The 12,587-nt window shown below is 72.5% G+C and carries 11 protein-coding genes; 10 read left to right on the top strand and 1 reads right to left on the bottom strand.

The window, feature by feature from the left end:
- Positions 1 to 31 precede the first annotated feature (31 nt).
- A complete protein-coding gene (locus AB0M99_RS07440; RefSeq protein WP_365917707.1) occupies positions 32 to 1,642 on the bottom strand; it encodes a tryptophan halogenase family protein in 1,611 nt (536 codons plus the stop codon).
- 183 nt (positions 1,643 to 1,825) lie between these two features.
- Between AB0M99_RS07440 and AB0M99_RS07435 the strand changes: the two genes are divergently transcribed.
- The 10 genes from AB0M99_RS07435 (at position 1,826) to AB0M99_RS07390 (ending at position 12,586) form a co-directional block, all read left to right on the top strand.
- A complete protein-coding gene (locus tag AB0M99_RS07435; RefSeq protein ID WP_365917706.1) occupies positions 1,826 to 1,951 on the top strand; it encodes a hypothetical protein in 126 nt (41 codons plus the stop codon).
- A gap of 100 nt (positions 1,952 to 2,051) precedes the next feature.
- Positions 2,052 to 3,122, top strand: coding sequence for a 2,3-diaminopropionate biosynthesis protein SbnA (sbnA, locus tag AB0M99_RS07430; protein WP_365917705.1), 1,071 nt, complete (start codon positions 2,052 to 2,054; stop codon positions 3,120 to 3,122).
- Positions 3,116 to 4,033, top strand: coding sequence for a 2,3-diaminopropionate biosynthesis protein SbnB (locus AB0M99_RS07425; RefSeq protein ID WP_365917704.1), 918 nt, complete (start codon positions 3,116 to 3,118; stop codon positions 4,031 to 4,033). The genes sbnA and AB0M99_RS07425 overlap by 7 nt, the downstream gene beginning before the upstream one ends.
- A gap of 64 nt (positions 4,034 to 4,097) precedes the next feature.
- Positions 4,098 to 6,596, top strand: coding sequence for an ABC transporter permease (locus AB0M99_RS07420; RefSeq protein WP_365917703.1), 2,499 nt, complete (start codon positions 4,098 to 4,100; stop codon positions 6,594 to 6,596).
- A 320-nt stretch (positions 6,597 to 6,916) separates the two neighbouring features.
- The gene (locus tag AB0M99_RS07415) at positions 6,917 to 7,186 is read left to right on the top strand and encodes an acyl carrier protein (RefSeq protein WP_365917702.1); all 270 of its coding nucleotides are present in this window, start codon (positions 6,917 to 6,919) and stop codon (positions 7,184 to 7,186) included.
- A complete protein-coding gene (locus AB0M99_RS07410; protein ID WP_365917701.1) occupies positions 7,183 to 8,457 on the top strand; it encodes a beta-ketoacyl-[acyl-carrier-protein] synthase family protein in 1,275 nt (424 codons plus the stop codon). Before AB0M99_RS07415 ends, AB0M99_RS07410 begins: the two co-directional genes overlap by 4 nt.
- A 13-nt stretch (positions 8,458 to 8,470) precedes the next feature.
- Positions 8,471 to 9,577 (top strand): beta-ketoacyl synthase N-terminal-like domain-containing protein, encoded by a 1,107-nt coding sequence (locus tag AB0M99_RS07405; RefSeq protein WP_365917700.1) that lies wholly within the window; start codon positions 8,471 to 8,473, stop codon positions 9,575 to 9,577.
- Between the two features lie 35 nt (positions 9,578 to 9,612).
- Complete coding sequence (fabG, locus tag AB0M99_RS07400) at positions 9,613 to 10,374, top strand: 3-oxoacyl-[acyl-carrier-protein] reductase (protein WP_365917699.1); 762 nt, start codon at positions 9,613 to 9,615, stop codon at positions 10,372 to 10,374.
- Between the two features lie 44 nt (positions 10,375 to 10,418).
- Positions 10,419 to 11,198: a DsbA family protein gene (locus AB0M99_RS07395; protein WP_365917698.1), complete on the top strand. Its 780-nt coding sequence runs from the start codon at positions 10,419 to 10,421 to the stop codon at positions 11,196 to 11,198.
- A complete protein-coding gene (locus tag AB0M99_RS07390) occupies positions 11,195 to 12,586 on the top strand; it encodes a condensation domain-containing protein (RefSeq protein WP_365917697.1) in 1,392 nt (463 codons plus the stop codon). Before AB0M99_RS07395 ends, AB0M99_RS07390 begins: the two co-directional genes overlap by 4 nt.
- Position 12,587: the final 1 nt, after the last annotated feature.

Here is a 12,587-nt window from a genome sequence, read left to right as displayed (position 1 = left end):
GATCCGGGCGGCCGGGCCGTGCGGGGAGCGACTACTGCTTGCCGTGCAGCTGGCGCAGGTAGTCGTAGGTGCTGGGCAGGGTCTCCAGCAGGTTCTGCTGCTGGCGCTTGACCGTGTGGAACAGCGGCTCGGCCCCGGCGACCGACTCAGGCTTGTGCGCGAGGGAGGGCAGCGGGGCGTCCGGCTCCAGGCCGAGGCCCGCGAAGATGCAGTAGTAGCTGCCGTTGGTCCAGAAGTTGCGGAACTCGGCCTCGAAGTTGCCGTAGTACGTGGACTCGTCGGTGATCGGCGAGTTGATGGGCAGGCCCGCCTTGTACGCGGCGATCTTCTCCTGGATGTTCTTCGGGAGCGTGAGCTCCTTGTTGGCCTGCCAGAACGGGGTGTCGTTGCGCGGGGCGTAGTAGAAGTGCGCCTGGATGAAGTCGCGGGTGTCGTCGAACATCACCTCGATCTCGTGGTTGAACGCGTCGACGAGGGCCGGGGTGAAGTTGCGGTCCGGGAAGTGCTTGGCGAGCTGGTAGATCGCGGCGGTGATGAAGTAGATGCCGGTCGACTCCAGCGGCTCCAGGAAGGCGGAGGACAGGCCGATGCTGACGACGTTCTTGACCCAGGCGCGCTCGTTGCGGCCGACGCGGAAGCGGACGTGGTTGAACTTCGTCGTCTCCGGGTCGAGGTTCCAGAGCTTGCAGAACTCCTCGGTGGCCTCGTCCTGCGTGGCGAACTTGCTGGAGTAGACGTAGCCGGTGCCGAAGCGGCCGAGCATCGGGATCTTCCAGGTCCAGCCCGACTTCATGGCGATGGCAGAGGTGTACGGCTCGATGCCGTTGGCGGCGTCGTCGTGCGGGACGGCGGTGGCCACCGCGCTGTCGCACAGGAGGTGGTCGCTCATGTCGATGAACGGCTCGCCCATGGCCTTGTTGATCAGCAGGCCGCGGAAGCCGGAGCAGTCGACGAAGAGGTCGGCGTCGAGGGTGAGGCCGCCCTTGGTCCGCAGGGCCGTGACGTAGCCGCGGTCGTCCTTCTGGACCTCGGTCATCTCGTCCTGGACGTGATTGACCCCGAGCTTCTCGGTGGCGAATCTTCTGAGGAAGTCGGCGACGAGGGCCGCGTCGAAGTGCCAGGCGTAACGGGTGGCCGGGCGGCCGTCCATCCAGCGCGGGGACTTCAGGGCGTCCATGACGGGGGGCTCACGGAAGCACGCGTAGTCGAACGGCTCGGTGGTCAGGCCCTCGTGCTTGCGCTTGAACCAGTAGTGCGAGAGCGGTGTCTGGTCGTAGTCCGGGAGCAGGCCGAAGGGGTGGTAGAAGTGGTCCGGGCCGCCCGCCTCCAGCTCGCGGGCGCCGGCCTCGCCCTCGCCGCCGGTGCGCCAGTTCACGAAGCGGACCGCCATCTTGAAGCTGGCGTTGCACTCCCGCATCCACTCGTCCTCGTTGATGCCGAGGAAGTCGAAGAACGCGCGGTGCAGGTTGGGGACCGTCGCCTCGCCGACACCGATCCGTGGGATCGCGGGGGCCTCCAGCACCGTGATGTCCACAGTGCCCTGCAGGGCCTTGCCGAGGTAGGCGGCGGTCATCCAGCCGGCGGTGCCGCCACCGAGGATGACGACTTTCTGGATGCGTGCGTCGGTGCCGGTCACAGTCATGAGCGGTCTCTCTTCCTGAGCAGGGTGATCGAGTGGATGCCGAAAAGACTCGGGACCCCCGCTATGACGCCCCTATAGGGGATGTCAATGGCCCGCGCTCGCACCGTATGGCTCACGTATAGCCGCCCCGGCCAATCTGAATCCGCTGCTACAGGGCAGCACCGCCCGACGAGAGGAACTCACATGAGCAACAACAACCTCAACAACAACCTGAACAACAACAACTCGAACAACAACCTCAACAACAACAACCTGAACAACAACAACGTGAACGGCAACAACAACAACGACAACGGCAACAACGCCTGACCGTGCCACCCCACGACCCGTGCCCCTGCCGCCGCTCGGCGGCGGGGGCCGGGGCGCGTCCCGCACGTCCCGCGACCCCAGCAGAGGATGGCTGCATCACATGGCGTACGAAAGGAAGGCCGCCGCCGGGCACCTGGCTGCTCCGGGGCTCAAGGGAATCCTGTCGACGGTGGGAGGAACCCCGCTCGTCGAACTGGAGCGAGTCGTACCGGGGTTCACCTCGCGCGTCTTCGCCAAGATCGAACGCTTCAACCCGGGCGGCAGCGTCAAGGACCGCTCCGCGCTGAGCATGGTCCTGGGCCGCATCCGGTCCGGGGAGCTCATCCCCGGCAAGTCCACGGTGATCGAGTCCAGTTCGGGCAACCTCGCCATCGGACTCGCCCAACTGTGCGCGTACTTCGACCTGCGCCTGATCTGCGTGGTCGACGCCCGCACCACCGAGCAGAACATCGCGATCCTGGACGCCTACGGCGCCGAGGTCGAGATCATCACCGAACCCGACCCGGTGACCGGCGAACTGCTGCCCATGCGGCTGCGCCGCGTCGCCGACCTGCTCGCCTCCACCCCGTACGCGTACTGGCCCGACCAGTACGCCAACCCGCGCAACCGGCTCGCCCACGAGACCACGATGGCCGAGATCGCCGAGGCCCTCGACGGCAAGGTCGACCAGCTCATCGTCGCCGCCGGCACCAGCGGCACCCTGGGCGGCTGCGCCGAGTACATCCGGCGCACCGGCATGAACACCACCGTCAACGCCGTCGACGCCCTCGGCAGCGTGCTCTTCGACTCGCCCGTGGCCTGCCCCCGGCTCATCCCCGGCCACGGCGCCTCCGTACGGCCGCCGCTGCTGCGCCGCGGTGACGCCGACCGGGTCCTGCACGTCACCGACCTGGACTGCGTCGTCGGCTGCCGCCGGCTGGTGCGGCGCGAGGCGATCCTGGCGGGCGGCTCCTCCGGCGGAGTCGTCTCCGCGCTGGAGCGGCTCGCCCCTGCCATCGAGCCCGGCTCGAACGTCGTCCTCGTCCTCCCGGACGGCGGCGACCGCTACCTCGACACCATCTACAACGACAACTGGGTGCGCAGGCACTTCGGCGAGGTCGCCCACCTCTGGAAGGACCCGGCCCGCGGTTTCGCGGCCGGCGAGCTGCTGAGGGAGACGGTGCTGTGCTGATCCTCGGACACCGCGAAGTGCGCGACATCCTCAAGCGCAAGGAGCCGGAGGTGCTCCAGGTCGTCGCGGACGCCCACCGGCTCCACGACGCGGGCATCGCGCACTGCTCCGGCAGCGTCTCCAGGGGCACCGCGCGCACCGGCGCCGGCATCGTGCTCGACTCCCCGGCCGACGGCGGCCCCGAGGCGTTCGTCGAGGCCTCGCTCATCCTGGCCAAGAGCGCCGGCGCCTCGGCGGGCCTGGCCGCCGGACTGCTCTCCACGCAGCCCGAACCGCGCGGCCTCGCCCTCGTCGGACTCGGCCCGGTCAACCTGGAAGTGCTGCGTTTCGTCAAGGCGCGCTTCCACTCGCTGATCGAGCTCACCCTCTTCGACCCGGACGAGGAGCGGACGATCGCCTTCGCCCGCGAGGCCCGCAAGATCGTCCCGGGCGCCGGCGTCCAGTACGCCGACACGCCCGAAGAGGCCCTGGCCGCCCACGGGCTGGTCTCGCTGGCCACCGCCGCCGACACCCCCCACCTCGGTCTGGCGGCGGCCCGCCCCGGCACCACGGTCCTGCACCTCTCCCCGCGCGACCTCACCGTCGACGCGGTCCTCGGCGCCCGCAACATCGTCGACGACGCGGACCACGCGTGCCGCGGGCGCACCTCCCTGCACCTGGCCGAACTTGCCACCGGTGGACGGGAGTTCGTGACGGCGACGATCGGCGCGCTGCTGCGCGACCCGGACGCCGTCCGCCCCGACCCCCAACGGGTCACCGTGTACTCGCCGTCCGGCCTGCCCGCCTTCGACCTCGCGCTCGCCCGCTGGGTCACGGATCAGGCCGAGCGGTGGCGGATCGGCGTACGGATCGACGACTTCCTTCCGGCGACCCTCACCGCTCCGGCGGTTCCTGTGACAACGTCGGTCTGACCGGGCCGGCCGGTGACACCGGCCGGCCCGGCTGCCGTCCCAAACCCCCACTGGAGTACTGCACATGCTGAACATCGCCTGGCTCACCCTGCGCAGCAGGTGGGCCGCATTCGGCGGGACCTTCCTGGCGCTCGCCCTGGGTGTGGGGCTGATGTCCGCCATGGGTCTCGTGCTCGCCGCCACCACCAGCAGCCCCGACCGGGGACCGGGCCGGTTCGCCCAGGCCCAGGTCGTCGTCCGGGCCGCGCCCGACCTCACCGTCCCCGCGGACTGGGGCGGCACCCAGAGCCTTCCGCTGGAGGAGCCCCGGGGGCTGCCCGCCGAGGTGGTGGCGGACGTGTCCGCCGTCGGCAGGGCGAGCGTGGACCGCAGCTTCTACGCCCAGCTCGCGGGCGGCCCGTCCACCCAGGTCGGCCACCCGTGGAGCTCGGCCGGCTTCGGCGGCTACCGGCTCCTCGCCGGGCAGGCCCCGGCCGGTGACGACCAGGTCGTGGTCGGCGCCGGGTCCGGTGCGGCCCCGGGCGCACGGGTCCTCGTACAGACGGCCCAGGGGCAGAAGCCGTACACGGTGGCCGGGACGGTCGCGGAACTCCCCTTCGAGCAGGCGGTGTTCTTCACCGACGCCGAGGCCGCGCGGCTCTCGCCGCGGGTCGACGCACTGGTGCTGGACGGCGGGGCCGAAGCGGTACGGGCGGCCGTGGGCTCCCGCGGCGAGGTGCTGACCGGCACCGACCGCGGCCAGGCCGACCCGCAGTACCGCGCGGACGAGTCCGCGCTGATCGGCGTCTCCACCATGCTCGGCATGGCGGCCGGCGTCGGCGGCTTCGTCTCCGTGTTCGTCGTCGGCTCCACCTTCGCCTTCTCCGTCGCCCAGCGCCGCCGCGAACTCGCCCTTTTCCGGGTGTCCGGCGCGACCCCGCAGCAGGTGCGCCGCCTCGTGCTCACCGAGGCCGTCGGCGTCGGCGCCGTCGCCTCCGGGGCCGGTGTGCTGCTCGGCCTGGCCGCGGCGCCCGCGCTCGCCGGGAAGCTCGCCTCCGAGGGGGTCGCGCCCAGCTGGTTCACCGTCCCGGTGGACGCGGTCTCCGTCGCCGTCCTGGCCGTCGTCTTCCTCCTCGGGGTCCTCCTCGCGGTGGTCGGCGCCGGGGCCGCCGCCCTGCGGGCCGGCCGGGTCCGGCCGATCGAGGCGCTGCGCGAAGCCGCCGTCGAGACCAAGACCATGACCTGGCCGCGCTGGCTGGGCGGGCTGGCCGCCCTCACCGCGGGCATCGGCCTGATCGCCGTCGCCCCGCTGCTGCCGCCGCTGTACTGGGCGAGCCTGGCCACCTCCGTCGGCCCCGCCCTGATCCTCGCCTTCGCCCTGCTCTCGCCCGTCGTGATCCCGCTGCTCGCGAAGCTCGCCACGGCGCCGGTCGCCTGGACCCGCGGCGCGGGGGCCATGCTGGTGCGGGCCAACACCGTCACCTCCGTGCGCAGGACCGCCTCCACCGCCGCGCCGGTGCTGATCACGGTGGGCCTGGTGTGCTCGCTGTGGAGCACCTCAGGCTCGCTGGAGGGCGCCCGGGCCAAGGAGGCCGAGAGCCGGGTGGCCAGTGCCGACTTCGTGGTCGCTCCCGCGCACGCCCCGGGGCTGACGCGGGAGGTCGTCGAGAAGGTGTCCGCGCTGCCGGGGATCTCGGTCGCCGCCACCACCCCGACCACCGTCTTCACCGTTCCCGGGCCGGACGCCTTCTCCGACCCCTCCGGCGGCGGCGCGCTGATCCCGTACTCCGCCGAGACCGTCGACCCGGCGGCCATCGGGAACGTACTCGGCCTGCCCGTGGTCGAGGGCGACGCCCGCAAGCTCGACGACGGATCCATCGCCGTCGACCAGTCCTGGAACCGCGAGGTCGGCGACAAGGTCGACGTGTGGATGGGTGACGGAACCAAGCACGAGCTGACCGTCGCCGCCGTCTTCAAGACCAGTACGAGCGGCAACGGCGCGGTGCTCACCCCGGGCCACGCCGGCAGCGAACTGCCCAGCGCGGTCTACGTGAAGCTCAAGGAGGGCGCCGACCCGGCGGCCGTGCGCACCCAGCTCGACGCACTGCTCAAGGGGCAGGCGGCGCGGGCCGTGCCGATCGCCGCGTGGACGGCGGCCGGCGACACGAAGCGCGAGGACGACGCCAGGATGGCGCTGTACGTCATCGGCGGCATCGCGGTCCTCTACACCGGCGTGGCCGTGGCCAACACCCTGGTGATGTCCACCCGCAGGCGCAGCCGCGAGTTCGCACTGCTCCGGCTCACCGGCTCCACCCCGCGCCAGCTCCTGGCGATGGTGGCGGGCGAGTCCCTGCTGGTCGTGGCCGTCGGCGGGCTCCTGGCGGCGGGGGTGGTCGCGGTCAGCCTGAGCGGCCTGTGGGCCGCGTTGCAGCAGCTGGTCGCGGGGGCGCAGGTGGCGGTGCCGCTGGTGCCGTTCCTCGCGACTGCCGGGGCCTGCACGGTGGTCGCGCTGGCCGCCGTACTGATCCCGGCCTGGCTGGCCCTGCGGATCCCCGCCGTCCGGCTCACGGCGGCCGTGGACTGACCCCCGCCGGGTCCGCCCGGTCCGGGTTCGCCCGGTCCGGGTGCGGCGCCGCTGCCGGGGGCCAGCCCCCGGACCTCCGCGCCTCAAACGCCGGCGGGGCCGGTCTTCGGCCGATGCCGCCCGTCGTTCAGGCGCGGGATCGGTGCCGTACCCGTCCCGCACGCCCCGCGCGCGGTGGCCCTGACAGACAGGGTCGCCGCGCGCTTTCGTGTGCCCGCGCCCCGCGCGGGAGGCGCACAGAACCCGTATAGGGCACGGATAGCGCGGCTTCGAAGAATCACTGTCATCAGCTCGTGAACCGTTTTTGCCTGGAGGCAGTGATGAGCGTCAACACCACCGAGACCGGCCTCGACGCCGAACGCAAGGCCGAGATCAAGGACATCGTCTGCGACATCCTCGAACTCGAACTGGACGAGGTCACCGAGACCAGCCTCTTCAAGGAGGAGCACGACGCGGACTCCCTGCGGGCCATCGAGATCCTCGCCAGCCTGGAGCGCGTCTTCGGCATCACCCTCGAACAGTCCGAGCTCAGCCGCATGACGAACCTGGAGGGCGTGTACCGCGTCGTGGCGGAGGCCGAGGGCAAGTGAGCCTCCCGTCGACCGAGAACGCCGCCGGGCAGGCCCAGGGCGCCCGGCACCGCGTGGTCATCACCGGCCTGGGCGTGGTGACGAGCATCGGCACGGGAGTCGGCGCCTTCGCCGAGGGCCTGCGCGAGGGGCGCAGCGGCGCCAAGCCCATCGAGGCCTTCGACACCGAGGGCTTCGCGCACGCCAACGCCTGTGAGATCACCGACTTCGACGCCGAGGCGTACCTGCGCCGGCTGCCCGCCGACGACCTCGGCCGGGCCTCGCAGTTCGCCGTCGCCGCCGGCCGGATGGCCGTGGCCGACGCCGGGCTCACCGAGGACGACGTACGGGCGAGGCGCTCCCTGGTCTCGGTCGGCACGACGGACGGCGAGTCCCGGGACCTCGACCACCTGGTCGGCGTGCAGGTCGCGGCCGGCGAGGACCGCCTCGACCCGGTCGTCGCCCGCCGGGTGTGGCCGGGCCGCCTCTCCGCCGGGATCGTACGGGAGCTGGGCCTGGAGGACGTCGAGACCGTCACCGTCGCCACGGCCTGCGCGGCGGGCAACTACGCCGTCGGGTACGGCTACGACGCCATCAGCACCGGCGACGTGGAGATGGCCCTGTGCGGCGGCGCCGACGCGCTGTGCTTCAAGACCTTCACCGGCTTCTACCGCCTCGGCACCATCGCCCCGGACGTCTGCCGCCCCTTCGACAGCGACCGGCAGGGCATCCTGACCGGCGAGGGCGCCGGGATCCTGCTCATGGAGTCCCTGGAGTCGGCGCTCGCCCGCGGCGCGCGGATCTACGCCGAGGTCCTCGGGTACGGGCTGTCCTGCGACGCGAGCCACCCGGTGGCCCCGGACGGCGACAGCATCGCCCGCTGCATCAAGGCGGCCCACCGCAACTCCGGGATCACTCCCGAGGACGTGGACTTCATCTCCGCGCACGGCACCGGCACCAAGGCCAACGACGTCACCGAAGTGGGCGCCATCCGCCAGGTGTTCGGCGAGGATCTGCCGCGCACCATCTCCATCAAGTCCATGATCGGCCACACCATGGGCGCCGCCAGCGCGCTCGGCGCCGCGGCCTGCGCGCTCGCCCTGCGCGAGGGCTTCGTCCCGCCCACCGTCAACCACCGCGAGACCGACCCCGAGTGCGGTGTCGACTGCGTGCCCAACGAGGCCGTGCCCGCCGACCTGAAGGTCGTCCAGAACAACGGACTGGCCTTCGGGGGCAACAACGCCGTGCTCGTCATGGGCCGTTGGGACGGTCCCGATGCCGCAGCGTCCTGAGAGGAGGGCCACCGTGCCCGAAGTGGAAACCGCCGCACCCGCCGCCTCGCTGGTCGTCTCCGGCTGGGCCGTCGCCTCGCCGTACGGGCTGGGGCGCGAGGAGTTCACGTCCGGCCTGCGGTCCGGGCGCAGCGCCCTGGCCCCGCTGGACGGCGCGCAGTGGCCCGTCCCGTACGAGGAGGCCGGGCTGATCCCCGGCTTCGACGTCCGCGAGGTGCTCGGCAAGAAGGGCACCCGGTCCATGGACCGGGTCACCGGCATCGCCGCCGCGACGGTGGGCATGCTGCTCGCCGACTACGGCGACGGCCTGGAGGCCGACGCCGAGGGCACCGGGCTGGTGCTCGGCACCTCCGGCAGCGTGCAGTCGATCATGGACTTCACGGAGTCGGCGCTGACCGGCGAGAAGCCGTTCCACGTGGACCCGGCGAAGTTCCCCAACACGGTGATGAACTGCCCGGCCGGCCAGAGCGCCATCCGGCACACCCTCAAGGGGCCCAACGTCACCGTCTCCGGCGGCGCCGCCACCGGTCTGCTCGCCCTCAACTACGCCTCCCGGCTGCTGCGCGGCGGCCACGCGAACACCCTGCTGGCCGGCGCCGTCGAGGAGTTCTCCCCGCAGCGCGCCCGGCTGGAGCACGTCGCCGACCACGGCGGCGACGACCCGCAGCCGCTCGGCGAGGGCGCGGCACTGTTCGTCCTGGAGAGCGCGGCGGGCGCACTGGCCGGCGGCCGCACCCCGCTCGCCTCGGTGCTCGGCCTGCGCTTCCGGGCCTTCCCCGACAGCCATCGGGCGCAGTCCGCGCTGGAGCGCTGCGTGGCGGACGTACTCGAAGCCGCGGGCGCCCGGCCCGAGGAACTGGCCCTGGTCGCCCCCGGACTGCCGCCGGGCGTACTCGGCAAGCAGGAGGAGGCCGCCCTCCAGGCGCTGCCCGGCCCGTACCTGACGCTCAGCCCGCGCCGGCTCATCGGCGACACCTCCGCCGCGTCCGGGGCGTTCCAGATCGCCGCGGTACTCGCCGAGTCGGCCGCCAACCCGGCACTGCACGGGCGCCTCGCGCTCGTCACCGCCGTGGACCGGGACGGCACGGCCGGCGCCGGACTGCTGCGCCTGGGCGCGTAATTCCGACCACCCACCCCTGAGGAAGGCGGACGAGCATGTCCGAGACAAGCGGCCCCGCCGCAGCAGTACGGCCGGTGGCGCTCGTCACCGGAGGATCACGCGGCATCGGGCGCGCGATCGTGGAGACCCTGGCCCGCGACGGCTACGACGTGGCGCTGTGCTTCCAGTCGAACGAGGAGGCCGCGGCGCTCACCGCCAAGTCGGCCGCCGAGCACGGCGGCCGGGTCCTCGTCCGCAAGGCCGACGTCACCGACCGCGACGCCGTCCGCGCCCTGGTGGCCGAGGTCGAGGAGGAGTTCGGCCCCGTCGAGGTGCTGGTCACGGCGGCGGGCATCGTCCGCGACAGCCACCTGGCGATGATGAAGGACGAGGACTGGGACGACGTACTGCGCACCAACCTGGACGGCACCTTCAACTTCGCCAAGGCGGTGGCCTTCCCGATGATGAAGCGCCGCCGCGGGACCGTCATCACCCTGTCCTCGGTGGCGGCCGCCGGCCACGCCACCCAGACCAACTACTCCGCCTCCAAGGCCGGGATCATCGGTTTCACCCGGGCCCTGGCGAAGGAGGCCGGGCGGGCGGGCCTGCGGGCCAACGCCGTGGCCCCCGGCTTCATCGACACCGACATGGTCGCGGGACTCTCCGAGAAGCACGTCAAGGAGATGACCGCCAAGATCCCCCTCGGCCGCTTCGGCACCGCCGAGGAGGTCGCCGAGCTGGTGTCCTTCCTCGCCTCCGAGCGCGCCGCCTACATCACCGGCCAGGTCTTCCAGGTCGACGGCGGACTCGTCGTCTGAGCCGGGTCCGGACCGGACCAGCCCCCTTCGAAAGGAGTCGGCCCATGGCGCGCGCGCCCAAGCCACCCCGTTTCTACTTCAGCCTGCGCAGCCCGTACTCGTGGTTCGCGCTGCTGGAGCTGCGCGAACACCATCCGGAGCTCGCCGCCCGGCTCCAGTGGCGGCCGTTCTGGGAGCCCGACGCGACCAGCGCCCGGCTGCTCGGCGAGGCCGGCGGGGAGTTCCCGTACACGCCGATGTCCCGCGCGAAGCAGTTCTACATCCTGCGCGACGTCCGCAGGCTGTCGGCGGCCCGCGGGCTGTCGGTGACCTGGCCGGTGGACAAGGACCCGTGGTGGGAGCCGGCCCACCTCGCCTGGTTCGTCGCCGAACGGCACGGCAAGGGCATCGAGTGGGTCGAGCGCGTCTCCCGCGCCCGCTGGCAGGAGGGGCGCGACATCTGCTCCCTGGCCACGGTGCGCGACCTCGCCGAGTCGATCGGCCTGGACCCGGAGGAGGCGGCCGGTGCGGTGACCGACCCGGAGGTCCGCGCGCAGGGCGTGCGGGCCCTCCAGGACATCCAGCGCGACGGGGTCTTCGGCGTGCCGTACTTCGTGAACGGCTCGGAGCCCTACTGGGGCCTGGACCGGCTGGCCGACTTCACGGCGTCGTTCCCGGCGGAGGTCCCCGCGGAAGTCCGGGCGGTTCCCGCGGCGGTCCCCGCCGAGGTTCCCGTGGAGGTCCCGGATTCCGCGGCCGCCCTGGCCGGGGCGTTCGAGGAGCGCGAGCTCGCGCTCCTCGGCGGACGCACCACCGACATGAGCCACGCCGGAGGCTGCGGATGAGCGCCCCGCTCAGTGCCGTCCAGCGGATGATGTGGGCGGCCTACCGGATCTCCCCGGACAGCTCCGTCTACAACATCGTGATGCCGCTGCGCGTCCGCGGCCCGCTCGACGTGGCCGCGCTCGCCGAGGCCGTCGACCGGACCGTCCGCCGCCAGGCGCAGCTGCGTTCGCGCTTCACCGAGACCGACGGCGTGCCCGTACGCGAGGAGAGCGCCGAGCCGCTCGTGGCCCTGGAGGTCCGCGACGTCCCGGGCATCGGCGAGGACGAGCTGCGGCGGCTGGCCCGCGAGGAGGGCGAGCGGCCGTTCGTGCTGGAGGAGACCGGCGCGCTGCGCGTCGTCCTGCTGCGGCGCTCCGAAGACGACTTCGCGCTCGTCCCGGCCACGCACCACATCATCGGCGACTTCACCTCCCGCTGGCTGCTGGTCCGCGACCTGCTCGACGCCTACCGGGGCATCACGGCCGGCGAGGAGCCGAAGTGGCGCCCGCTGACGAACAGTTACGCCGACCAGGTCGCGGAGGAGCAGTCCTACCTGGAGTCCCCGGCCGGGCTTCGCGGAGCCGCGTACTGGCAGGAGCTCACCGACGGCGTGCCGGCCGCCGAACTCCCCCTGGACCGGCCCCGGCCGCCGCGCCCCGGACACCGCGGGGACACCGTGGCCGTCCCGCTCGACCAGGGGCTGACCGACCGGATCGCCGCCCGCGCCAAGGAGATCGGGCAGACCTCCTTCGCCCTCCACCTCGGCGTCTTCCAGTCCTTGGTGGCCCGCTGGACCGGGCAGGACGACTTCCTCGTCGGCATCCCCGCCAGCAGCCGCATGGGCCGCCACACCCGCGACCTGATCGGCTGCTTCCTCAACACCCTTGTCGCGCGGGGCCGGTTCACCGCCACGACCACCTTCGCCGAGGCCGCCACCGCCGCCGGCGAGGGGATCCTCGGCGGCATGATCAACGCCCGCTATCCGTGCACCCTGATCGGGCCGCGGCCGGCCGGCTCGCCGCTGTTCCGGATCGGTGCGTTCCTGGTCCAGATGGACCGCATGGAGCCGCCGGTCCCGACCGTGCCGCGGGGGCTCGCCGAGGGCCCCGCGCTGGAGTGCGAGGGACTCGGCCTCGCGCTGATCGACGTACCGCAGCAGGAGGGGCAGGTCGACCTGATGCTGCGCCTGGAGCAGGAGCCGGCCGGCACCACGGCCGTCTTCAGCTACGACACCGACCTGTTCGACGCGGCGACCGCCGACCGGTTCGCCTCCGCCTACCTGCGCTTCCTGGAGGCCGCGCTGGCCGACCCGGCCGCGGTGGTGGCCGACGTACCGCTGGCCGGTGAGGACGAGCTGGCGGCGCTGCTCGCCTTCGGCTCCGGCGAGAGCGAAGAGAGCCTGTGGTGAC

Source organism: Streptomyces sp. NPDC051183 (genome assembly GCF_040682455.1).
In the GTDB taxonomy this organism is placed as follows: domain Bacteria; phylum Actinomycetota; class Actinomycetes; order Streptomycetales; family Streptomycetaceae; genus Streptomyces.
This window is presented reverse-complemented; position numbering and strand designations above follow the sequence as displayed.

What these genes read in the sequence shown, in the direction of transcription:
- AB0M99_RS07440 (WP_365917707.1), bottom strand. Translation starts at nt 1,642, where the DNA reads ATGACTGTGACCGGCACCGACGCACGCATCCAGAAAGTCGTCATCCTC.
- AB0M99_RS07435 (WP_365917706.1), top strand. Translation starts at nt 1,826, where the DNA reads ATGAGCAACAACAACCTCAACAACAACCTGAACAACAACAACTCGAAC.
- sbnA (WP_365917705.1), top strand. Translation starts at nt 2,052, where the DNA reads ATGGCGTACGAAAGGAAGGCCGCCGCCGGGCACCTGGCTGCTCCGGGG.
- AB0M99_RS07420 (WP_365917703.1), top strand. Translation starts at nt 4,098, where the DNA reads ATGCTGAACATCGCCTGGCTCACCCTGCGCAGCAGGTGGGCCGCATTC.
- AB0M99_RS07415 (WP_365917702.1), top strand. Translation starts at nt 6,917, where the DNA reads ATGAGCGTCAACACCACCGAGACCGGCCTCGACGCCGAACGCAAGGCC.
- fabG (WP_365917699.1), top strand. Translation starts at nt 9,613, where the DNA reads ATGTCCGAGACAAGCGGCCCCGCCGCAGCAGTACGGCCGGTGGCGCTC.
- AB0M99_RS07395 (WP_365917698.1), top strand. Translation starts at nt 10,419, where the DNA reads ATGGCGCGCGCGCCCAAGCCACCCCGTTTCTACTTCAGCCTGCGCAGC.
- AB0M99_RS07390 (WP_365917697.1), top strand. Translation starts at nt 11,195, where the DNA reads ATGAGCGCCCCGCTCAGTGCCGTCCAGCGGATGATGTGGGCGGCCTAC.